Source organism: Arthrobacter sp. AOP29-A2-19, from assembly GCF_058138025.1.
In genome coordinates this window covers 2,801,518-2,823,289 of sequence record NZ_CM176894.1, presented here as the reverse complement: position 1 = coordinate 2,823,289, position 21,772 = coordinate 2,801,518, and the positions used below count along the sequence as shown (strand labels likewise).

Genomic DNA, 21,772 nt, shown 5'->3' with positions numbered 1-21,772 from the left:
CATACGGCAACTATAGGGCGGTGTGAGCAATTTCACGCAAGCGCTTGCGCAAGCGCTTGTACGCACTTACTGTGGCCGAACGGGCGAGTGACGCACGCCACATCGCCGACCACAGCGCTTCACCGACAAGGGAGTCATCATGAAGGTTTTCACCAAGGTCATCGGCGTCGCTTCCGCCGGCCTCCTGGCGATCACATTGGGGGCCTGCGGCTCTGCCGGGAACGACGCCGGTGCCTCCGGCGCGTCGGGCGACACGTCCGAGCCCGTCAAGATCGGCCTCGTGACCAAGACGGACACCAACCCGTTCTTCGTCAAGCTGCGCGAGGCGGCGCAGGAGGCGGCGGGCGGGGAGAACGCCGAGGTCGTCGCGCTGGCGGGCAAGTTCGACGGAGACAACGAGGGCCAGGTGGCGGCCATCGAGAACCTCGTGGCGCAGGGCGTGAAGGGCATCCTGATCACACCCAATTCCTCCACCGGGATCCTGGCGGCCATCGAGAAGGCGCGCGAGGCCGGAGTCGTGGTGATCGCGCTGGACACCGCCACGGAGCCCGAGGACGCGGTCGACGCAACGTTCGCCACAGACAACAAGAAGGCCGGCGTGCTTCAGGGGAGCTACGTCAAGGCCGCGCTGGAAGGCAAGGACCCGAGCGTCATCCTCCTCGACGGCACCCCCGGAGGCACCGTGGACACCTTCCGCCACGACGGTTTCCTCGAAGGCATGGGACTGGAGGAGGGTGCCCCGGAGATCAAGGGCCAGGAGAACACCAACGGGGACCAGACCAAGGCGCAGACCGCCATGGAAAACCTGTTGCAGCGCGTTCCCGACGCCAACGCCCTCTACACGATCAACGAGCCCGCGGCGGCCGGCGCGTACCAGGCGATCAAGTCGGCCGGCAAGGAAGACCAGATTGTCATCGGCTCGATCGACGGCAGCTGCACGGGCGTCGAGAACGTGGAGAAGGGCATCATCGGCGCCACGGTCATGCAGTTCCCCGGCAAGATGGCCGCCGAGGGAGTCAAGGCGGTCGTCGAATACGCGTCCTCCGGAACCAAGCCGACCGGCTTCACCGACACCGGAACGGTCATCATCACCAACACGCCGATCGACGGCATCGAGTCCCAGAACACCGAATGGGGCCTGGAGAACTGCTGGGGCTAACCCCCCGCCGCCACACACCCCAACTGACCGCGGCGTGGGGGCCTTGGCCCCCACGCCCGACTGGAGACCGACATGACGACCACACCAACCGAAACCGTCCCCGCCTCGGCAGTGAGGGGCGCACGGCTTCGGGAAATCCTCCGGCAGCCACTGCTGGGCCCGCTGGCCGCGCTCCTGATCGCCGTCGTGGTTTTCAGCTTCGCGACCGACAACTTCCTGTCCACCGGCAACCTCTCGCTCCTGCTCCAACAGTCCGTGGTGATCGGCATCCTGGCAGTTGGCCAAACGCTGATCATCCTCACCGGCGGCATCGACCTTTCGATTGGCGCCGTCGCCATCCTCGGAACCCTTGTGATGGCAAAGGTCGGCGCCGAAAACGGCCCCGTCGTCGGACTGCTGGCGACCGTGGTGGTGTGTGTCGCCGCGGGTTCGGTCAACGGCCTGCTCGTGTCCGTGCTCAGGCTTCCGCCGTTCATCGTCACGCTCGGCACGTTCACCGTCTTCTTCGCCGCTACCCAGCTCTATGCGGGATCGCAGACGTACGCGGCCATCGACGGCATCCAGACCGCGCTCGGCGAGACCCTCGACCTGGGGATCTTCCGGACGACCTACGGCGTCGTCGCGATGCTCCTGGTCTACGTTCTGGTCTGGTACCTGCTCACACAGACCGCCACGGGGCAGCACATCTACGCGGTCGGCGGCAATCCGCAGGCGGCGGACCTGGTGGGCATCAAGACGCGCAAGACGCTGTTCATGGTCTACGCGCTCGCCGGCCTCATCGCGGCGGCCGCCGCGTGGGCGGCCATGGGCCGCATTCCCGTCGCGGACCCCAACGCCTTCCAGCAAGCCAACCTCGAAACCATCACGGCCGTCGTCATCGGCGGAACCAGCCTTTTCGGAGGCCGGGGCAGCGTGTTCGGAACGCTGTTCGGAATGCTCATCGTCAGCGTCCTGCGCAGCGGCCTGACCGCGGCCGGCGTGGACGCCCTCTACCAGAACATCGCAACGGGCATCCTGGTCATCGCGGCCGTGACGCTCGACCAAATCGCACGCAGGAGGGCGGCATGAGCACCGCGAGCACACAAACGGACACCGTGCTGCGCGCGCGGGGACTCGTCAAGCGCTATGGCAGCGTGACGGCGATCAACGGCGCGGACTTCGACCTCCGGGCGGGAGAGGTGTTGGCGGTCATCGGCGACAACGGTGCCGGAAAGTCGAGCCTGATCAAGGCGCTGACCGGCGCGCTGGTTCCGGACGAGGGCACCATCATCCTCGACGGGCACGAGGTCCACTTCAAGAGCACACTCGAGGCCAGGGCCAGCGGCATCGAGACCGTGTACCAGGATCTGGCCGTCATCCCCGCACTGGACATCGCCTCCAACGTCTTTCTGGGCCGCGAAATCCGAAAGCCCGGAATCCTGGGCTCGGTCTTCCGGCAACTGGACAAGAAGCGGATGCGCCAAGAGGCATCCGGCCACCTCGCGGACCTCAAGATCGGCATCAAGTCCGTCACCCAAAACGTGGAGACCCTCTCCGGCGGCCAACGCCAAGGAGTGGCCGTGGTGCGCACCGCCGCGTTTGGCAAGCGAGTGATCGTGATGGACGAGCCGACGGCGGCGCTGGGCGTCCGTGAGACGGGGATGGTGATCGAACTGATCCGCAAGATCCGGGACCGCGGTATTCCCGTGGTACTGATCAGCCACGACATGCCCAACGTGTTCGAGGTTGCCGACAGGATCCACATCCACCGGCTGGGCCGCCGCGCCGCCGTCGTGAGTCCGCGGGAGCGCGACATGGCCGAGGTCGTGGCGCTGATGACGGGAGCGCTCGAGCCGACCGAGGAGGAAAAGAACGGTGGGGCCTGACGGATCTGCCGGCCGCCCCAAAGGGGCGCCGGCCGCATGGGCGTGGTTCGTCGGCTTGGCGACACTCGACGTGGTCCAGCAGGTGTCCGACTGGCCCGGCCCCAACGACAAGGTCACCGCGACGTGGCACGAGATCTCGGCGGGTGGGCCCGCCACCAACGCCGCCCTGGCGCACGCCGCGCTGGGTGGGTCCGCCAGGCTAACCACCGGGCTTGGCCGCGGCACGGTGGGTGAAGCGATCCGGGGGACGCTCGAGTCCCGTGGCGTCGCCGTTCAAGACCTCGCGGACCACAACGCCGTCCCGGCGCTGTCGAGCATCCTCCTCACCGAGGGGACGGCCGACCGGACCATCGTCTCGACCGACGGAACGGGCATGGGGGTCCGCATCCCCGACCGCGAGGCCGACCTCGAGGGCTGCGGGGCGCTCCTCGTCGACGGGCACCATCCCGAGCTCGCCCTCTGGGCGGCGCGGCAGGCGCGCGCCGCCGGAGTCCGGGTGATTGTGGACGCCGGCCGCTGGAAGCCGGTGATGGCCGAGCTTCTGGGGCTGGCGGACGACGTCGTCTGTTCGTCCGATTTCCGGATGCCCGGCGTCGACGGCCCCGACGCGCTCCTGGCGGGCCTGATCTCTCGCGGAGTGCGGCGTGCGGCCATCACCCGCGGCGAGGACAGCGTGCTGTGGGCCGAACGGCACGCGGATGGAACGGCGTCCGGGACCGGCCGGCTCGCCGTCGACACGGTGCCTGCGGTGGATACGCTAGGCGCCGGGGACGTCTTCCACGGCGCCTATGCGCACGCCGTCGCCCGTGGCGGGGTCGCCTTCGCGGAGGCGCTGCGCTTCGCGGCGGAAGCCGCCGGGGAACGCGTTCAGGTCCGGGGGCAAGTAGCGTGGCTCGAGAGACTCAGTGGCTTCAGGACAACGGAAACGGCGACGCGGTGAAACGATCCATGGAACAGGGCGGGGCGATCGTACGGGAGGTTGGCTTCGAGGAGTTGCTGGCCCACGCGCGCGGCCTCGCCGTACCCGGACAGCGGCACATCCTGGGAATCGTGGGGGCGCCGGGTTCCGGCAAGTCCACGCTGGCGGGCGCCGTCGTTTCCGCCCTGGGCCCGGCGCTGGCGACGCTGGTGCCGATGGACGGTTTCCACCTCGCCAACACCGTGCTTGTGGCGCAGGGCAAGCGGAACCGCAAGGGAGCGATCGACACCTTCGACGCGATGGGGTGCGCCCTGCTGCTGGAGCGCATCGCCGCGCAGACCGACGCGGACCCAGTCATCTACGCACCGGTCTTCCGACGAGAGATCGAGGAGCCCATCGCCTGCGCGAACCCCGTCGGGTGGGAGACGCCCCTGGTGGTCGTGGAGGGCAACTACCTGCTCCACGACGATGACGTGTGGGGACGGGCCGCCGCCTGCCTGGACACGTCCTGGTACCTCGAGCCGCCGACGGACCTGCGGCACGAGCGGCTGATCCGCCGGCACATGGAGTTCGGCAAGGCGCCCGAGGAGGCGGCCGCGTGGGCGCTGGGCACCGACGAGGTCAACGCGGAGCTCATCGGGCGGAGCGCGGTGCGGGCCGACCGTGTGCTCCGTGTTGTGACGGACCTGGCCAGCTGAGGCTTGATGGGCGGGGCGCCGTCAAGCGACCCGCCCATCCCAAGGTCACTGTCGTGTCAGTGTCCCGCAACCGCTGACTTGGAAGCCTCTCGCTGAGCTTGGGACATCCACGATGGTCCAGCCCGATCCGTAGTAGTTGTCGACGAGGTCTTCAAAATCCTCGGTGAAGTCGTCAAGGATGGCCCAGTAGCAGCCCGAGCCACCGGTTTGACCAACGTAGGTGCCCGGCTTGATGTCGACCCCAACGCGGTAGGTGCCGTCCTTGGTGATCTTCGTTGCGTTGGATCCCGTTGACCTCACAGTTGTCCACGTGCCGCATTCGTCGGTCTTGAAGCCGACGTCGCTGGCCAAAATTCGGACGTAGGTGTTGGCGGTTCCGAAGTAGTTCGCGTTGATGTCGTCCAGTCCCCCCGAAAAGCCACTTGTCCTCTCCCAGTAACAGCCACGGCCCGCGCCGGTTGCCTTATATAGTCCGGGCTTGATTTGCGTCCCCACCCGGTAGGTGCCATCGCGGCTGATAACGGTCCGCACGGGAACGGGAATGTTCACAGCGGCACTTGTTGCCGTCACGTTGGTGTAATTGGCCCGTTTTGCAGTCACGCGAACGCTGATCTTCTTGCCGTTGTCGGACGATGTGAGCCGGTAACCGCTTCTTGTTGCGCCGCCGATGCTCTTGTCATCCCGCAGCCACTGGTAGGTGTAGGACGAGGGCTTGACCGAATAGGTTCCAGGGCTCACCGTCAGGGTGGACCCCGTCGATTTCGAGCCGGAGAGCCTCGGCAGGGCGGTAGCCCTGTTGACGGCCTTGCCAATAGTCACTGTCGCCGAGGAGAGTTTCAATGCGCTGTACCCTGGCTTGGAGGCAGTGAGGCGTACCTGCACACCACGTCCGACGTCCAAGGATCCGAGCCGGAGAGAGGCGCCCGTGGCGCCCTTGACGGGTTGACCGGACCGGTACCACTGGTAGGACAGCTTCGTTCCGGATGGGACACCCACAGAAGCCCGAAGAGTGCTTCCGTAGCGGGCAGTCCCGGAAATCGTCAGCTTCTTGCTCGGGACAAATGCACCGTATCCGATTGCCTTCTGGGAGGAATCGCGGGTGAGACTCGTGAATCCAGCCTTGGAGGCACGCACCCGCACCTTGATGTTCTTGCCCCGGTCCAAGGATGTGGGAACGTACGTGGACCTTGTTGCGCTGCCGATCGGTACGTTATTGCGGTACCACTGGTATCCGAGTGTGGCGCTCGGCACCCAGGTCCCGGGCTTGACCGTCAACTTGCTGCCCACGCGCGCGGTTCCGGAGATGGCCGGGACTGGAGGACTCGTGAATTGGCCATTAGCGACCGTCTTCTCCACTGAAAAACGAGCGTTGGCCGCGTAGCCGACGGTTGAACCCGTGACTCGGACCTTCAATTTCCCGCCGCGGTCCGCCGATGTGGGCACGTAGCTTGAGGATGTCGCCCCGGGGATTGCCGATCCGTTGCGGTACCACTGGTAGCCCAAAGCCGCGGCGGGAATCCAAGTGCCTGGCAAGGCGGACACACGGTTCCCCACGCGGACCGCACCTGTGGTGCCAGGAGTTGGAGTGACGGAAAAAGCGCCGTCGCGCCCCAATGTCTCCTTGGAGTAACGCTCGAGGGTCGCGTACCCGGGCTTGCTCGCGCGGACACGTACGCGCAGTGCTTGGCCGGCATCCGCCGCGGTCACGGTATAGATGGAAGCAGTGGCGTTCGAGATTGCGCTGCCATTGCGGAACCAGAGGTAGGAGACGTCTGCAGACGGCGCCCACGCCCCTGCCACGGCCTCCAGTTGCGTGCCGACTGCGCCGCTGCCGGACAGTGTGGGCGTCGGAGAAGCGACAAACGATGCCATACCGACGATTCCCGCGACCACGGTGGCCGTCGTTTCGCCAGAGTCGTTCGCGGCCACGATGCGGAGCGACAGCGTCTTCCCCACGGCCTCCGCCGGGATGAGGAAGGGAGTGCCGCCAACGGTGTCTGAGCCTGACAGGTTTCCTTCGCGCCACTGGACAGGCTGGACTGTCCCATCCAGAAGCCACTGGCGGCTTAGCTCCGCGCCACTTGACCATGTGCCCTCAAAGGCGGAAAGTTCGGAGCCCACAAGCAGGGTTCCGGAAATAGTCGGCTCGACGGTGTTGATCGGTGGCACATCGGCGACCGGGTCAGTGGAAACGCCAATGGGCGTCTCGTCGGCAACATCCGACGAAATTGTTGCCGGGTGGTTTGCCGCAGTTGCTGGTCCTGCGATAAAAACTGATCCAATCAAAGAGACCGCGACCGCCGCGGTGATTGACTGTCTTGCCAATCGTGTCGACCATTGGCGCGCAGGAGTGCGCGCGTAAGTATCCGCCATGAGTTGTTCTTCTTCCCCCCGAAATGGATGCCCGAAGTGCGGGCTACAACGTATGCTACCGGCGTCCTCCGCCAATATGGGACGCGCTTCTCGGCCGCGGGCGACTACCACGCGGCCACTGCACTGACATCCGGCTTTGCTTCCGCGGCAAGCGCCGCCGGTTCTGCAACACGCGTCCTGGAACACCGATGGGATGTGCGGCGGAAAGGGAAACGCCCCGCCGGTCTCAGACGGCGGGGCGCTCCCGTCCCCCAGGCCCCGTGGGCCGCGGAACGTGGATCGTCCCAGCAAGTTGGGGGACTTTCTGGGTCGATCAGTCTCAGGCTACCTACGCGAATACCGGCGGCCTATAGGTTTCTTATGTGTGTCGACAGATGTACCCTCTGCCGAGCGTCGGGCGGGGTGCCGACGGGGCGGCGGATTCGGCCCGATGGATCGGCCTCGCGTATGAGGCACCGGACTACGTGCCGGCGGCCAGAAAACGCAGCACCGGATCCGCCAGGGAGGCGCCGACGGCATCCGGGGTTCGCCGTTTGCCCAGGACATTGAAGGAGTGGTCGCCGCCCTCGGTCCACTGCACCACGGCGTTGGGTCCGATGCGCTCGGCGACCGGCTCCAGTTCCCCGGGCAGGGCGAAGGTGTCCCGGGTGCCCTGGAGGAAGAGCATCGGCAGAGTGAGGCCGTAGAGGTGCGCATCGCGCGGCTTGTCCGTTTTGCCCGGGGCGTGCAGCGGATATCCGAGGAAGACCAGGCCCGCCGCTGGCATTCCCTCGGCCACCGCCATGGAGGCCATGCGCCCGCCGAACGATTTGCCGGCCGCCCACACCGGTTCGCCGCCGGAGCGACCGAGCGCAGCCTCCATGGCCGCCTTCCACGCGCCCACGGCCAGCGGCGGCCGATCGGGGAACTTCTTGCCGGACTCGCGGTAGGGAAAGTTGAAGCGCAGTGTGGCGGCGCCGCCGTCGTTCAGCGCGTCCGTGAAGCCGGTCAGGAACGGATGTTCCATTCCGGCCCCCGCGCCGTGCGCCACCACCAGCGTGGCGGACGCGCGATCGGGCCTGGCGTAGACGCCGGACACGCGGGTCTCGCCGACGTCGATGGAAAAGTCTTCGGAGTGCGTGGGCATGGTCCAAATCTACGCGGACCGGCGGTCGGCGGATCAGCCCACGAAGAACGCCCCCACCTGCCTATGGGGTGGGGGCGTCGACGTGGTGCCGGCCTGAGGCTGCAGCACCGTTGGTCCCGCCGCTTGGGGGTTGGAGGGACCGGGATCCGCCTTGACCGTTGGGGAACGGGCGGATCACTCACGAGCCTAGGGGAGATCCGTTGCCAAAGCGAACCAACCCGCCTAGTCGACCAGCCAAGTGGGGGCCTGCAGGTACCTTTCCGCGGCGAACACGGCGGCCTCCACCACGCCTCCCGCCCTGAGTCCGGGCGGTAGCGCCTCCGAGCGGTGGGTGGTGCTCCAGCCGAGCATCGTGAGCGTCCTCACCATCGACAGGTGGCAGCCCAATTCGACGTCGGAGTCGGACAATGCGGCCTCCGAGCGGTAGCCATGGATCCAGTTCCGGGCCATCGCCCCGGCGCAGGCCAGATGCTCCTGGAAGGTGAGCGCGGCGGCGAAGTCGTACATGAACCATCCGAAGCCGGAATCGTCGAAGTCGATGACTGTCAGTTCCTGCCCGGAGTGCATCACGTTGGTGGGGCGCAGATCCGAGTGGATGAGCCCGAAATTCGCCCCCGTGCGTGCGGTGCCGCGCACGTGCGCGGTCGCCGACGCCTCCGCCCGGGACAGCAGGTCCCGGTGCGCGGACAGCAGGTCGGCGTCGCGCCAGTCGCCCCAGCGCGCGGCCGGGCCCACCAGTTCGGGCAGGTCCCAGCGGAAGCGCGTGAAGTGCGGCGGCGGCTTCCACGTGCGCGCATGGTGGTGGAGGCGGGCCGTGATCACCCCGAGGGAGGTGAACCATTCGGTGGCGTCGTCGACGTCCTGGAGGATGGAGCCGGCAACGAACTCGAACAGCACCACGTGCAGGGCGGGGCCCCCGGGCGCCGCCACCGTCTGGACGCGCGAGCCGTCCGCCCCCGCGAGCGCCCGGGGGACGTCGACCCAGCCGGTCGAGCCCAGCGCCCGCACCCAGTCGAGCTCGGAGCGGAGCTGGTCCACGCTCTCCTGGTAGCCAGGCTGCTGCAGGCGCGCCACGCCCAGCGGAATCCCGCCCTCGCGGACCAGATAGGAAGCGTTCTCTGACACGGAGATCAGGGTCGCGTCGGCGTTCGGGCCCAGGCCGAAGGCCCTCCGCAGCCCCGATCCCAACCACGCGGGCGCCTGCTCGCCCACCACCAGCGAATCGAAGGAACGCAGCCCGGACGCGGGCGGCGCGCCGGGGCCCGTCCTGCCTGCCGGAAGCGCGCGTTCGTCGGGGACCATGCTGGGCGGTGCGTTCGTCACTCGGGCAGCCTCATCTCACAAGGTGCGGGCCGGCTTTGTGCGCCGGCCCGTGAACGGCCGCGGGCGTTCCGCGCCGTACCGGCCGAAGCGGCCGGATCCACGCCCATCCCACCGCAGATACTGGCCGCGGGCAACGAAATAAAGGCCCGCGGACACGGAGTTAACGAGTCATTTACCGTGGCCCCGAAGTGGCCGTTCCGCTTTACCCGACGGAAACGCGCCGGCCACGCGCGGCACACGCGGCGCTGGTTGGCTGGTGGTGTGGGCGGACACTCCGCCGCGTACGGACCGGAGGCACAAGACGTGGGCAGATCCACCATCATGGACGGCAACAGCTACCGGGGCGACGACGGGGCGGAGGCCGATCCGGAGTCGATGATTGCCCGCCGCTCCCGGCTGCTCGGTCCGTCCTACCGGCTCTTCTACGCGGATCCAGTCCATCTGGTCCGCGGGCGAGGCTGCTACCTGTACGACGCCGACGGCAACGACTACCTGGACATGTACAACAACGTCGCCAGCCTTGGCCACGCGCACCCGCGGGTGGTGGAGGCGGTGGCGCGCCAGGCGGCCACCCTCAACACCCACACGCGGTACCTGCACGACGCCATCCTGGACTACGCCGAACAGCTGCTGGACACCATGCCCGCCGAGATCGGCCAGGTGATGTTCCAGTGCACCGGCTCGGAGGCCAACGACCTTGCGCTCCGCGTCGCGCACGCCCACACGGGCGGGACCGGCACCATCGTCACCGCTGAGGCCTACCACGGCACGTCGTCGCTCACCTCGGCGGTCTCGCCGGCGCTCGGCAGCGGCCAGGTGCTTGGGGCCGACGTGCGCACGGTGCCCGGCCCGGACACCTACCGGACGGCCCCGGACGACGTCGGGGCCAAGCTGGCGCGCGACATCAAGGAACAGATCGCGGACCTCGAGCGGAGCGGTCTTCGGTTCTCCGCCTTCCTCGCCGATTCGGTGTTCTCCTCGGACGGCATCGCCGCGGATCCGCGCGGATTCCTTCGCCCGGCCTTCGACGCGGTCCACAACGCCGGGGGAGTGTGGATAGCGGACGAGGTCCAGCCCGGTTTCGGGCGGATGGGCGACACGATGTGGGGCTTCCAGCGGCATGGGATTGTGCCCGACCTGGTCACGATGGGAAAGCCCATGGGGAACGGCATGCCGGTCTCGGCGCTGGCCGCGAGGCCCGAGGTGTTGGAGCCGTTCGCCGCCAACATCCCCTACTTCAACACGTTCGGCGGCAACCCAGTCTCCATCGCGGCCGCGCAGGCCGTGCTGGACGTCCTGCACGACCAGCAGCTCCCCGCCCGCGCGGCACTGACGGGCGAGTCGCTGCGCAAGGAACTCCGGGAGCTCGCGCTGGACCACCCCGCCATCGGCGACGTGCGGGGCGCCGGGCTGTTCACCGGCGTCGAAATCGTCTCCGATCCCGAGGCAAAGGAGTCCGACGGGGCCACCGCGCTGGAACTGGTCAACGCCCTGCGCGCCCGCAGGATCCTGACCTCGGTGGCCGGGCCACACAACAACGTCCTGAAGGTCCGGCCCCCGCTCAGCTTCGCCGCGGCGGACATCGACCGATTCATCTCCGGCCTGCGCGGCGCCCTGCGGGACATCGGCAGGTAGGCGGACGGGACTCCGGGCGCCGGGGCCCCTAGGCGCCGGCCTGAAGCTCGCCGCGGACGATGCTGTCCCCGCTGTGTGCCGGGTTGCCGTCGAACGGTTCGTTCGAGACGTCGACCACCGCGTACTTGCCCAGGTCCAGGCCGGCGGGGAGGGCAAAGGTGGCCTCGGTGCCGCTCATGGTGCCGAGGCTGAGCAGGCTGGTGACCTCGCGGTCCAGCAGCCAGACCTCTCGGTAGCCGTCCACATCGCTCTCCGTGAGGTCCACCACAAGCCGCAGCTGTCCGTCGACGGACTCCACGCGCGCGGCACCCTCGGCGCTCCAGCCCGGCAGCGGTTCCAGGGCCGCGGATTGCACAACGGCGGCGCGGGGTGCGCCGTCCTCCGGCGCGCGGTCCAGGAGCCACGCGGCGCCGGCGGCCGCCGCGGCGCCCAGGACGAAGCTGGCCGCAGCGGCGAACGCGACGCGGCGCGGCCACGGGTTGCGGATGGCGGCACTTGAGCGCCGCAGTTCCTCGCCGAGTTCGGCCTCGATGCGCCCCCACACTGCCGGGCCGGGGGGCACCAACGATTCGTCCGCGCGGACGGCCGCACCTAGCTCGAGGAACCCCCCGGCCTCGCGCCGGCACCGGTCGCACCCCGCGAGGTGTTGCGCGGACTCGGGACCCAGCGCCCGTTCGCCGTCGACGGCAAGCAGCGCCAGCTCGTCGTCATCGAGATGCCGCATCTGCCACCACCATCGCTTCTCGTAGACGCTTCAAACTTCGGTTGATATGGGACTTCACGGTACCCAACGGCAGTCCCAGCCGCTCGGCGATCGCCGAGTGTGTCAGGTCCGCGAAGAACGCGAGCCGCAGGATTTCCTTCTGCGGGGACCCGAGGCGCTCGATCGCGTCGGCCACGACGACGCGGTTCACGACGGCGGAGTCGGTTCCGTCCTCCGCCGGATCGGCGTCGGCGGCGGCCAGCACCGCCTCCTGGGACCGCAGCGCCCGAGTCCGCGCGGCGTACACGTCGGCGATCTTGCGCCGCGTGATGCCCACGATCCACGAGCCGAGCGCGCCCCGTGCGGGGTCGAAGCCGGAGCGGGAGCGCCACGCGGAGACGAACACCTGCTGGGTGACGTCCTCGGCGTCGTGCCGGTTGTCCAGCGCGCGCAGCGCGAGCGTGTGCACCATGGGCGCGTAGCGTTCGTAGGCCTGCCTCATGGCCTCGGCGTCGCCAGCAGCGAACGCGAGGGCGAGCGCCTCCGGGTAGGTGTCCGCGACGTCCACCTCCCCGTTTGACCTCGGCGCCACACTGAGGCCCATTCTAGGCACGGGAATCATCCCAACGGCACGGCGGTGACGATGATGTTGTCGTCGTAACTCTGCCGCCGTTCGTCCCAGCGGCCGCCGCACGTGATGAGCACCAGACGCTTTTCGCCCGCGCGGGTGAAGTAGGCGCGGAAGTCGATCGTGGTCTTCGTCAGTTGGTCCACGCGGGAGACGCGATAGGCGGTGCGGTGGCCATCGGTGTCCTCGAGGACCACCTCGTGGCCCGGGCGGGAGTCCCGCAGGTCGTAGAGCGGGCCGCGAGGGGTGGGGATGGATCCGGCGTGGGCGGCGATCACCACGGTGCCGTCCGTCTCGGCGGGCGACGCCGAGTGGCGGTACCACCCGGCCAGGACGGCGTCCTCCGGGATGGCCATCTGCCCGTCGGCCGACACTCCCACCGGAGTGATTCCCATGTCCGCGGCGATGGCCGGGTAGTCAAGGCGGGCAGGCGCGGGTGGTAGCGGCCGGGGTGGCGCGGGCGCCGCGTCCCGCACCGGAACGTCCGGCACGGGCGCGGCGCTCGAGGTGAGCGCCGGCGTCGTCGTCGAGGAGGAGGAAGGCGACGGCGCCGGCGCGGAGACGGAGGCGCGAGCCTCTCCGCCTCCGGGGACGGACAGCGCCGAGGGGGCGGCGCAACCCGTCAGCAGGAGGGCCGCCGCGGCGAGACCGAGCAGCCTTTTCATAGTGCTACTTCCGGACGGAGACCGAACGGAGGGAGACGGCGCGGCCCGCGAACGCCAGCCCCGCGAGCAGCAGCGCGCCGAGGCCCAGCATCAACCCGGGGTTGACACCCTCCTCGACCACTTGCGCGGTGCCCGTGGGAACGCCGCCCGGGGCCGAGCCCATGTCCTCGATCGTCTGCACGGCCAGGTCCAGGTTGCCGTCCTCGAGGCTGCCCCAGGCGTAGACGATGGTCGTGGCGCCCTCGGCGACGTCGACGTCGGCGGGCCCGATCACGGGGTCGGTGGTGCCCGCCGCGGCGACGGACGCCGAAACGGTTCCCGCGGGAAGATCCAGCGTTGCCTCGTCGGGATTGGCGAGATCCCTGACAACGGCCTCGCCGCCCGCAAGGACGTCGACCGCGGGAGCCGCGGCAACGTGGCGGACAACGAGCCGGCCCTCGCCGGCGGCGACGGGGGACAGGTCGTTCTCGAACAGCGTTGCGGTGGGCTCGCCGTCCGGGGTCAGGTGCGCGGCGGCGGTGTAGTTTCCGCCGCCCGCCAGCTTCAGGTCCACGGGACCTATCGCGGGGGAGGAATCGTCCTTCGCGTCGGCGGCGGTGATCGCTACCGAGTAGGTTCCGGCGGGCAGGTCCAGGGGCCCGGCCAGGTCGCCGGGCTTGAAGTCGTCCAGCGTCAGGTCGCCGTTGACGTACACGTCCACCGTGAGTCCGGGGACGCCGTGGAGGACCGAGAGCATGGCGTTCTCGTCGGCTTCCGCGGCCTGGGCCGGGGCGGCGCCCAGTCCCATGAGTGCGAGTCCAGCCGCCGCGGCGATCAGGGGAGTCTTGCGCATCGTTCTTTCCTTCCGGAAGGGGCCTGGGGCCCGGATGGTCTGACACCCCTTACTTCCGCCGCAAAGGCCCGCCCGGATGCGGGCGGGGCGGAAAAGTTTCCGCTGCGGGCCGCCCTCCTGCCGGCCAGCGCCGGTGTTCCACATTGGAACACTGTGGCTCAGGTCACGCCGTACCTTGGAAACAGGGGCCGTGACGGCCATCACACAGGGGTCACCGCTAAACGAATGTCCAAGACCACCACGTCGTCGGCGGCATTCGGGCCCAAGGGGAATCCACGATGTTCCAGGTGCGCAGGGGTTTGGCCCAACCCGGAGCCCCCGGGCGGGCGCCGACGACACCACGGTCGCGAACTCGCGTGTTGGTCACCCAAACGAAACATGGCCTTATCGGAAGGGTAACCCACGGAGATTTCCTACCGGTCAAACTAGTTTCACGCCAGTATCCGAAAGTGAGGGCCAGTGGACACCACCACCAGCACGTCGCAGCCGCCGTCCGCCGTGCGCGACATTCCGCCGTTCAGCAGTGTTCCGCGCGACGCGTCCATCGGCGACGCGACCGGCGGGGCGGCCCTCCTGGCAGTGGCCTTCGGGGCGGGCGGATTGAAGGAAGCCGGCGAGTTCCTCGCCGGCGCCGCGCTGCCTGGGTCGACCTCGCTGCACGCCGCCCCGGCGGCGACACCCGCCATCCTCGGCCAACTCCAGAGGGACCTGGGGCTGGCCATGGTCGGCGTCCGGATCCTGCTGGCCGGGCCCGAGGCGGACGTCTACGCGGCGCGCGCCGTGGCGCTGGGGTCCGGCGCGGTCGACTCCGAACTCCTGCTGCGGGTCACCGGGGCGTCCGAGCGCCGCGTCTACTGCCCGCATTGCGCGGCCACCACCACCGCGGAAGTCGGCATCGGGGGGATCCTGGACTGCTCCGGCTGCAGTCGAAGCCTCGCCGTCTACCACCACTTCTCCCGGAGCACCGCACGTTATCTGGGGTTCATGGCCGACGCCGAGGACGCGAGATCGCCCGCGATGGACGTGGCGGCATGAGGGGGCCGGCCACGGTGGCACCGCCTCCGCCTGCGGTTCCGGTCCTGCGCGACGCGCTGGAACTGATCGTCACCGACGTCGTTCCCCGCCCCGGCCGCGTGGTGTCCGTGCACCTGCGCTCGGAGGATTCCGGGGAGCTGCCCGGCTACGCTCCCGGCAGCCACGTGGTGTTGGAGTGCGTCGACGCCGACGGCCGGCTGAAGGCCAACGCCTACTCGCTCACGGGCACGGGGACGTTTCCCGAGGAGTACTCGATCTCGGTCCTGAGGCAGGACGACGGCGCCGGCGGAAGCCGCCACGTCCACGGGCTGCGGCCCGGCGACCGTGTCCGGTCGTCCCGACCCCGGAGTGCCTTTGCCCCCGTGGCCACCGCGCGCCGGCACCTGCTGGTCTCGGCCGGCATCGGCGTCACCCCGATCCTGTCCCACGCCCGCGCCGCCGCCGAGTGGGGCCGCGAGGCGCTGGTCCTCTCCATGCACCGGGACGGCGAGGGCGCCCACTCCGCGGACCTCCGGTCGCTGGCCGCGGAGCACGCTGGGATCGCCCTCGTGGAGTCCACCCGACGCGCCGACTTCGCCGCCCACCTGGCCCGGATTCTGCGCCGGCAGCCGCTGGGAACCCACCTCTACGTGTGCGGTCCCGGCCCGTTTATGGAGGACGTGCTCGCCGCCGCCCGGGGGGCCGGCTGGCCCGAGGCCCGGCTCCATGCGGAGGCCTTCGGCTCCGCGGCGCTCGATCCCGGCGAGCCGTTCGCGGCGACCCTGGCCTCCACCGGGGAGCGCGTGGCCGTGCCCGCCGGGAGCACGCTGCTCGAGTCTCTGGAGGCGGCCGGACGCACCGTCCCCAACCTGTGCCGGCAGGGTGTCTGCGGCGAGTGCCGCGTGGGTGTCCGCGCCGGTCGCCCACTTCACCGGGACTCCTATCTTTCCGACGCCGAGAAGGCCGAGGCCACGTCCATCATGTGCTGCGTCTCCCGCAGCATCGACCCCGAAATGGAGCTGGACCTATGACAGTCGCCGCCACCGACGCCTCCACCGCGCGCGGCCAGACGGTCGCGCCCGGGTTGCGGCGGTTCCCGTTTCCCTTCCGCACCGACACCTACCGCTACAGCGCCAACGTGGAGCCCGCACGCAAGCCGCTGGAGACCGCCGCTGGCGCGTGGGGCAACAGGATCGTGGAGGTGGACGGGCACTACGAATCCGAGATAGCCCAGCGCGCGGAAATCCTGCGGCGCGATCCGTCCCGGCGCGCCGGCGCCGCGCACATGCGGCCCGCCGAATGGGACGCGCTGCTGTACGTGCTGGGGCAGCTGGCGCGGGACTACCCGGACACGATGCGGTTGGAGCGGGCGGGCAGGGCGGTGCACTGGACCAACGGCCTCCAGCACCTGGCCGTGGACTTCACCTACGGGGACGACTCCACCCTGCCCGGCGGGCCGCTCGGGTTTCTCGGCACGCAGATGCAGGAGGACGTCGCGCTCCTGGACCAGCGGGAGGGCGCGCTCTGGCTCGACGCCGGCGTCGTCACCTTCGCCGCGGACTGGTCGATGGGGTTCGACGTCGGCATGCGCTTCCTGGAGATCCACGGTCCGGTTCCGCGCGTGCACGAGGAGGGCATCGCCGCCCGCGCCCAGCAGTTCATGATGCGGCTGCAGCCCGGCGAAGCGTTCCGGCGCACCAACTGGACCATGGGCGTGGACCGGCGCCTGGACACGTCCACCGAGACCTACCCCGAATGGGGGCCCGACAGGACGGAGATCGTCGAAGATCCGGCGCTCGCCGAGCGGGTCCACCTGCGGGTCGAGGTCCAGCACATCATCCGGCTTCCGCACTCCGGCGCCGTCATGTTCCTGATCCGCTCCTACCTCGAGCCGCTCTCCGCGCTCGCCGCCGTCCCCGCCTGGAGGGACACGCTTGCGCGCGTGCTTCGGGAGTTGCCTCGGGACATGGCCGACTACAAGGGCATTTCCACCTACCGCCTGCCCGCGGCGGACTGGCTCGAATCCGACGCCGCCCGCTGACCCGACCACCGTTACGACAAGAACACAACGAACAACGAGGGAGAACACCATGGACACCACCACGATCGCGGACGTCACCAGGGCCGGAGCCATCTACAAGGCCGTCGGGGGCTTCAAGAACCTCCCCAGCATGAACCAGCCGGGTTCGGAGGCGTTCATCGGCGACTCGCTGGCCAACCCGGACGGGTCGCGCCTGTGTGCGGGATTCTTCGAGCTGAAGGCGGGGGAGCCGCTGGTCTACGAGTACACCTACGACGAGTCCAAGATGGTGGTCGCGGGAGAGTTCATCCTCACCGACATGGCGACCGGCGAGGTGACGCGAGCCGGGGAACGGGACATCCTGTTCTTCCCCAAGGGAACCACCGTGAAGTTCGAGACCGACGACTACGCGCTGGGCTTCTTCACGGGAGACCGAACCTTCGCGCCGTAGCGGACGCCTTCGCGCCGACGGACGCGAACCCGCCCGGGCCGCCGCCCGCTATGCGTCCGTGTCCTCCTGCCCCAGGCTGGAGACAAGGATGGCGTGGGCGGCGGCCCGGGCTTGTTCCATGGGCTCGGCGAAGGTCCGCATTCCGAGGGTGACAAGCGCCCCCTCGAGCAGCAGCATCATGGTTCGCCCGGTGGTCGCGGGGCTGGCGCAGCCCGCCTCGCCGCAAAGGCCCGTGAACAGTTCCAGCATCCACACCTTCTGGTTCGTGACCTCGGGGAAGACGAGGTGGCCGTCGGCTTCGGGCGCCGTCTCGGCGCGGGCGTTGATGGCGCTGCAGCCCTTGGCGCCGTTGGTGCGGTACCAGAGGACGGCGGCATCGAAGACGGCGAGGACGCGTCCGATCCCGGGCTCTTGGTTTTTCGCCAAATGCTCCTGGAGCGTCGCCCGCCACCGGTCCTCGCGCCGCCTGAGGTAGCACACCACCAGCGACTCCTTCGAGCCGAAACGGTCGTAGAGGGTCTTCTTCGTGACGCCCGCCGCCTCGGCGATGGTGTCCACACCGACGGCGTGTATGCCGCGCTCATAGAACAGCACCGATGCGGCGTCGAGGATGCGGCGCGCGCCCGGCGTCAGGGTGTCGAGGTCCGGAATATGAACTTCCATGATGAGACGACTATACAGGCCTGTATAGTCGAGGCATGAGTAAACAGATCGGTATACTCGGGCGCCCCGTGATCCTGGCGCTCGCATCGGCGGCCTTCGTCCTCTCGTGGAGCTCGGGGTTCCTGGTGGCGAAGATCGGCACGGCCGACGCATCGGTCCTGACGCTGCTCGTGTGGAGGTTCCTTCCGCTGGCCGCGGTGCTCGTTGCCGTCGCGGTGGTGCGCGGGGACCTTCGCCGGCTGACCCGCACGGACCTGCGTCGGCAGGCGACCATCGGCCTGCTGGGTCAGTTCGGGTATTGCGTGTCGGTCTACGCCGCCATCGCCCTGGGCGTCGCCAGCGGAACGACGGCGCTCATCGACGCCGTGCAGCCGATTCTAGTCGCGACCCTCGTGGGGCCGATCCTGGGGCTGCGGGTGCGCGGGGCGCAGTGGCTGGGGCTGCTCGCCGGCGGCGCGGGAGTGTTCCTGGTTGTCGCGTCGCAGTCGGCGGACATCGATGCCGGCGTTGCGCCCTACCTTTTCCCGGTGCTGGCGATGGTGTCGCTCATCGTCGGGACGTTCATCGATCGCCGGGCGCCCTCCCGGCTTCCCGTCGTCACGACGCTGACCGTGCACGTGGCGGTCACCGCGGCGGCGCTTGTGGCGGCCTGCGTCGCGACCAACACCTTCTGGCCGCCGCCGTCACCGGACTTCTGGCTGGCGGTGGTCTTCGCCGCCGTTGTGCCGACGCTCGGAGGCTACGGGCTCTACTGGTGGCTGCTGCGGCGCGTTGGCGTGACGGCGCTCAACGCGCTCCTCTTCCTCGTCGCGCCCACCACGGCGCTGGCCGGTGCGCTGATGTTCGGGGAGCCCCTGACGGCGGTGACCATGGCGGGCTTCGCGCTGTGCGGCGGCGGCGTCGCGCTGGTGCTGGTCGGCGAGTCCCGCGGGCACGGGTCCGCCCCGAAGGTGCCACGCCGTGAGCGGGTCGCCGAGCTGGCGAATGCCCCGCTAAAGACGGCGGAGTCCACCACGGGCCGGTAGTCGGGCGATCCGCGAAGTGCGACGGCGGTGGCCGGGTCCCAGGACCCGCCCACCGCCGTCTTCCGTTGAGCCGCCTGAGCGCCGCGGGTCAGATTGCCTCCGGGCCCCGCTCGCCGGTGCGCACACGCACCAGGTGGCTGACGTCGGAGGCCCAGACCTTTCCGTCCCCGATGTTGCCCGTGCGGGCCGCGGTGACGAGCGTGTCGATCACGGCCTCGGCCTCCTCGTCCGGGATGATCACCTCGACGCGGACCTTGGAGACGAAGTCGACCCGGACCTCGGATCCGCGGTAGAACTCGCTGCGGCCGGCCTGCTGGCCGTGGCCCTCCACGCGGGTGATCGTCATGCCCCGGAAGTTGGCGGAGCCGAGCGCGTCCTTGACGTCGTCGACCTTGGCGGGCTGGATGATGGCGGTCACGAGTTTCACTTGTTCGGCACTTCCTCTGCGGTGTGGGTGGCGGCGGCGCGGGGTGCGACGAACTTACCGGAGTTCGAGGGTCGGCCCAACTCGGCGCCGAACTCGTAGGCCGACTCGGCGTGCAGGCCCTGGTCCAGGCCGCCGTGCTCCACCTCGTCCGGCACGCGGATGGGGCTGACCTTGTTCATGGTCCAGGCGATCGCGTAGGTGACCGCGAAGGAGTACACGAGGGTCGCCACGATGGCCACGGTCTCGCGCCACAGCAGGCTGACGTCACCGCCGAAGAAGATGCCGGCAATGCCCGCGGGGGCGGCCGCGGCGCCGAACAGCACCACGAACAGGGCGCCGGCGATGCCGCCGATGCCGTGCACGGCGAAGGCGTCCAGCGAGTCGTCGATCTTGTGCTTCTTCTTCCAGGTGATGGCCCACGCGACGGCGGCCGCGGAGACGAATCCGACCAGCAGGGCACCGATGGGCGTGACGGCGTCCGCGGCGGGGGTGATGCCAACGAGTCCGGCGATCAGGCCGGTGGCCATGCCCAGGGTGGTGGGCTGGCCGTCGCGGTAGCGCTCCACCAGCAGGAATCCGAGGATGCCGGACATCGCGGCGAGCAGGGTGGTCAGGATGACGTAGCCGGCCAGGAAGTTGGCGCCGGCCGCGGTGCCTCCGTTGAAGCCGATCCAGCCGACGAACAGCAGGCCGGCACCCAGGAGGACCAGGGGCAGGTTGTGCGGGCGGTTGGTGGTGTTGCGGCGGCGGCCCAGGACGAGCGCCAACGCGAGGGCCGAGGCGCCCGCGTTCATGTGCACGGCGGTTCCCCCGGCGTAGTCGTGCAGGCCCAGGACGTTGCGCATCCAGCCGCCCACGTAGCCCGATTCCTCGTCGGTGAACGTGAACACCCAGTGGCCCAGCGGGCCGTAGACCAGCGCGATCCACAGTCCGGAGAAGACCAGCCAGGAGCCGAACTTCATGCGGCCGGCGGCGCCGGAGGCGACGATCGCGACGCTGATGGCGGCGAACAGGATGAAGAAGGCGCCCCAGTAGGCGCCGTCGGATCCATCGTCTGCCGTGAAGGACTCGAAGCCGAGGAACTCAAGGGGGTTGCCGATGATTCCGGCCCCGCCCACCGAATTGCCCGTGACGATGCCGTGGACGAATAGGACGTAGACGACGGTGGTGACGGCCATGGAGCCCATGACCATCATGAACATGTTCAGGACGTTGCGTCCGTTGAGCATGCCCCCATAGAAGAGGGCGATGCCCGGGAACATCAGGAGGACGAGCGCGAATGCGGCGAACATCCACGCGAGATCGGCTGGTGGCATGGGGTGGTCTCCTCGTGAACGGGTGCGGGTGCCGGGCAGGCTGATTGCCCAGCGTGAAACCAGTTTTACTGAGGATGAACTGCCGTGGGTTTCGGAGTCGTAAACTCGCTGTTTAACCCAGCGACTCGGCCGAGCGACGCGTTCCAGCGCCGGCGCGCCGGCAGGACCCAGGGGGGTGAGCCTAGTGCGCCGTGACGGCCAGGAAACGGATCGGCAGCTCGATGAGGCGCAGCGGCCCGTGCGGCCCCTCGCCCTCGAAGACCAGGGAGTCGCCGGGCGCGAGCTCGTACTCGTAGGACCCGTGCCCGTAGACCATCCGGCCCTCGAGCATGTAGATGAATTCGGTGCCGGGGTGCTGGAACTGCGGGAAGACGTCGGAGGCGCTGGTCAGCGTCACAAGCGTCGGCTGGATCGGCGTCGGGTGGCGCTTCAGGTCGCCCAACAGGCGGTATTCGTGGCCGTGCCGGGTCCCGCTGCGCACCGTGACGCTGCCCTGTCCGGCCCTGGTGTAGGCGGCCTCGCGCTCGGTGTCCGCGCCCTGGAAGAGCGCCGTCACCGGCAGGTCCAGCCCCTCGGCCAGCCGCTGCAGCGTGGTCAGCGAGGATGACGTCGACGCCGACTCGATCTTCGAGACCATGGCCTTCGAAAGCCCCGTGCGGGAGGCCAGCTCGGCCGCCGACATGCCCTGTGACAACCTGTGGTTCTTGACCTGCGCCGCGATCACGCGCTCCAGCGAACCCGCGGCCGCGCCCGGTCCGGGGACCTCGTCGGCGGGGGAATCGGGCGCTGCCGATGCGGAGGAACGCGGTGGAGTGGGCACCCGCCCATCATAGGCGGATCCGCCGCCCCACCAGTCCTCCGCCTCGGCGAGGTCCGCCGGCGTGGGGACGAACGGCAGGCCGAGCGCGCGCACCCCGCCGACGGCCACGC

22 protein-coding genes are annotated in these 21,772 nt (G+C 69.3%); 11 read left to right on the top strand and 11 right to left on the bottom strand.

Annotated elements, in window-relative coordinates:
• Nucleotides 1–139 precede the first annotated feature (139 nt).
• The 5 genes from AC3ZJJ_RS13040 to AC3ZJJ_RS13020 all read left to right on the top strand — a co-directional run bounded on the left by AC3ZJJ_RS13040 (nucleotide 140) and on the right by AC3ZJJ_RS13020 (nucleotide 4,641).
• On the top strand, nucleotides 140–1,159 hold the full coding sequence (locus tag AC3ZJJ_RS13040) for a substrate-binding domain-containing protein (RefSeq protein ID WP_489892242.1): 1,020 nt from the start codon (nucleotides 140–142) through the stop codon (nucleotides 1,157–1,159).
• Nucleotides 1,160–1,231: 72 nt separating this feature from the next.
• The gene (locus AC3ZJJ_RS13035; protein WP_489892241.1) at nucleotides 1,232–2,227 is read left to right on the top strand and encodes an ABC transporter permease; all 996 of its coding nucleotides are present in this window, start codon (nucleotides 1,232–1,234) and stop codon (nucleotides 2,225–2,227) included.
• Nucleotides 2,224–3,024 (top strand): ATP-binding cassette domain-containing protein, encoded by an 801-nt coding sequence (locus AC3ZJJ_RS13030; protein ID WP_489892240.1) that lies wholly within the window; start codon nucleotides 2,224–2,226, stop codon nucleotides 3,022–3,024. The genes AC3ZJJ_RS13035 and AC3ZJJ_RS13030 overlap by 4 nt, the downstream gene beginning before the upstream one ends.
• Before the next feature lie 55 nt (nucleotides 3,025–3,079).
• Nucleotides 3,080–3,964: a PfkB family carbohydrate kinase gene (locus AC3ZJJ_RS13025; protein WP_489892239.1), complete on the top strand. Its 885-nt coding sequence runs from the start codon at nucleotides 3,080–3,082 to the stop codon at nucleotides 3,962–3,964.
• An 8-nt stretch (nucleotides 3,965–3,972) separates the two neighbouring features.
• A complete protein-coding gene (locus tag AC3ZJJ_RS13020; protein WP_489892238.1) occupies nucleotides 3,973–4,641 on the top strand; it encodes a nucleoside/nucleotide kinase family protein in 669 nt (222 codons plus the stop codon).
• Between the two features lie 45 nt (nucleotides 4,642–4,686).
• On the opposite strand, the gene AC3ZJJ_RS13015 is transcribed toward AC3ZJJ_RS13020, so the two are convergent.
• The 3 genes from AC3ZJJ_RS13015 to AC3ZJJ_RS13005 all read right to left on the bottom strand — a co-directional run bounded on the left by AC3ZJJ_RS13015 (nucleotide 4,687) and on the right by AC3ZJJ_RS13005 (nucleotide 9,463).
• On the bottom strand, nucleotides 4,687–7,014 hold the full coding sequence (locus tag AC3ZJJ_RS13015; RefSeq protein WP_489892237.1) for an Rv1352/Rv1906c domain-containing protein: 2,328 nt from the start codon (nucleotides 7,012–7,014) through the stop codon (nucleotides 4,687–4,689).
• 460 nt (nucleotides 7,015–7,474) lie between these two features.
• On the bottom strand, nucleotides 7,475–8,140 hold the full coding sequence (locus tag AC3ZJJ_RS13010) for an alpha/beta hydrolase family protein (RefSeq protein WP_489892236.1): 666 nt from the start codon (nucleotides 8,138–8,140) through the stop codon (nucleotides 7,475–7,477).
• Between the two features lie 222 nt (nucleotides 8,141–8,362).
• Entirely contained in the window at nucleotides 8,363–9,463 is a 1,101-nt protein-coding gene (locus tag AC3ZJJ_RS13005; protein WP_489892235.1) for a phosphotransferase enzyme family protein, read from the bottom strand.
• 303 nt (nucleotides 9,464–9,766) lie between these two features.
• On the opposite strand from AC3ZJJ_RS13005, the gene AC3ZJJ_RS13000 reads away from it, so the two are divergent.
• Complete coding sequence (locus AC3ZJJ_RS13000; RefSeq protein ID WP_489892234.1) at nucleotides 9,767–11,098, top strand: aspartate aminotransferase family protein; 1,332 nt, start codon at nucleotides 9,767–9,769, stop codon at nucleotides 11,096–11,098.
• Nucleotides 11,099–11,126: 28 nt separating this feature from the next.
• On the opposite strand, the gene AC3ZJJ_RS12995 is transcribed toward AC3ZJJ_RS13000, so the two are convergent.
• The 4 genes from AC3ZJJ_RS12995 to AC3ZJJ_RS12980 are packed head-to-tail and all read right to left on the bottom strand — an operon-like array spanning nucleotide 11,127 to nucleotide 13,926.
• Nucleotides 11,127–11,822: an anti-sigma factor gene (locus AC3ZJJ_RS12995; protein WP_489892233.1), complete on the bottom strand. Its 696-nt coding sequence runs from the start codon at nucleotides 11,820–11,822 to the stop codon at nucleotides 11,127–11,129.
• On the bottom strand, nucleotides 11,806–12,393 hold the full coding sequence (locus tag AC3ZJJ_RS12990) for an RNA polymerase sigma factor (RefSeq protein WP_489892232.1): 588 nt from the start codon (nucleotides 12,391–12,393) through the stop codon (nucleotides 11,806–11,808). Before AC3ZJJ_RS12990 ends, AC3ZJJ_RS12995 begins: the two co-directional genes overlap by 17 nt.
• Before the next feature lie 26 nt (nucleotides 12,394–12,419).
• Entirely contained in the window at nucleotides 12,420–13,094 is a 675-nt protein-coding gene (locus AC3ZJJ_RS12985; protein ID WP_489892231.1) for a class F sortase, read from the bottom strand.
• Between the two features lie 4 nt (nucleotides 13,095–13,098).
• Nucleotides 13,099–13,926, bottom strand: a complete 828-nt coding sequence (locus AC3ZJJ_RS12980; protein WP_489892230.1) for a DUF4397 domain-containing protein — start codon at nucleotides 13,924–13,926, stop codon at nucleotides 13,099–13,101.
• A 459-nt stretch (nucleotides 13,927–14,385) separates the two neighbouring features.
• Here AC3ZJJ_RS12980 and AC3ZJJ_RS12975 point away from each other — a divergent pair, with 459 nt between their 5' ends.
• The 4 genes from AC3ZJJ_RS12975 to AC3ZJJ_RS12960 are packed head-to-tail and all read left to right on the top strand — an operon-like array spanning nucleotide 14,386 to nucleotide 17,411.
• Nucleotides 14,386–14,961 carry a dimethylamine monooxygenase subunit DmmA family protein gene (locus AC3ZJJ_RS12975; RefSeq protein ID WP_489892229.1) on the top strand — a complete coding sequence of 192 codons (576 nt, stop codon included), beginning with the start codon at nucleotides 14,386–14,388 and terminating at the stop codon, nucleotides 14,959–14,961.
• Nucleotides 14,958–15,971 carry a PDR/VanB family oxidoreductase gene (locus AC3ZJJ_RS12970; RefSeq protein WP_489892228.1) on the top strand — a complete coding sequence of 338 codons (1,014 nt, stop codon included), beginning with the start codon at nucleotides 14,958–14,960 and terminating at the stop codon, nucleotides 15,969–15,971. Before AC3ZJJ_RS12975 ends, AC3ZJJ_RS12970 begins: the two co-directional genes overlap by 4 nt.
• Nucleotides 15,968–16,981 carry a heme-dependent oxidative N-demethylase family protein gene (locus tag AC3ZJJ_RS12965; RefSeq protein ID WP_489892227.1) on the top strand — a complete coding sequence of 338 codons (1,014 nt, stop codon included), beginning with the start codon at nucleotides 15,968–15,970 and terminating at the stop codon, nucleotides 16,979–16,981. The genes AC3ZJJ_RS12970 and AC3ZJJ_RS12965 overlap by 4 nt, the downstream gene beginning before the upstream one ends.
• A gap of 49 nt (nucleotides 16,982–17,030) precedes the next feature.
• Nucleotides 17,031–17,411, top strand: coding sequence for a cupin domain-containing protein (locus tag AC3ZJJ_RS12960; protein ID WP_489892226.1), 381 nt, complete (start codon nucleotides 17,031–17,033; stop codon nucleotides 17,409–17,411).
• 48 nt (nucleotides 17,412–17,459) lie between these two features.
• Here the strand turns inward: AC3ZJJ_RS12960 and AC3ZJJ_RS12955 are convergent, their stop codons facing one another.
• Nucleotides 17,460–18,074, bottom strand: coding sequence for a TetR/AcrR family transcriptional regulator (locus AC3ZJJ_RS12955; protein WP_489892225.1), 615 nt, complete (start codon nucleotides 18,072–18,074; stop codon nucleotides 17,460–17,462).
• A gap of 35 nt (nucleotides 18,075–18,109) precedes the next feature.
• Between AC3ZJJ_RS12955 and AC3ZJJ_RS12950 the strand changes: the two genes are divergently transcribed.
• Nucleotides 18,110–19,099, top strand: a complete 990-nt coding sequence (locus tag AC3ZJJ_RS12950; RefSeq protein ID WP_489892224.1) for a DMT family transporter — start codon at nucleotides 18,110–18,112, stop codon at nucleotides 19,097–19,099.
• Nucleotides 19,100–19,187: 88 nt separating this feature from the next.
• Here the strand turns inward: AC3ZJJ_RS12950 and AC3ZJJ_RS12945 are convergent, their stop codons facing one another.
• The 3 genes from AC3ZJJ_RS12945 to AC3ZJJ_RS12935 form a co-directional block, all read right to left on the bottom strand.
• Nucleotides 19,188–19,526 (bottom strand): P-II family nitrogen regulator, encoded by a 339-nt coding sequence (locus AC3ZJJ_RS12945; protein ID WP_489892223.1) that lies wholly within the window; start codon nucleotides 19,524–19,526, stop codon nucleotides 19,188–19,190.
• Entirely contained in the window at nucleotides 19,523–20,842 is a 1,320-nt protein-coding gene (locus AC3ZJJ_RS12940) for an ammonium transporter (protein WP_489892222.1), read from the bottom strand. Before AC3ZJJ_RS12940 ends, AC3ZJJ_RS12945 begins: the two co-directional genes overlap by 4 nt.
• A gap of 181 nt (nucleotides 20,843–21,023) precedes the next feature.
• A complete protein-coding gene (locus AC3ZJJ_RS12935; protein WP_489892221.1) occupies nucleotides 21,024–21,770 on the bottom strand; it encodes a helix-turn-helix domain-containing protein in 747 nt (248 codons plus the stop codon).
• Nucleotides 21,771–21,772 lie beyond the last annotated feature (2 nt).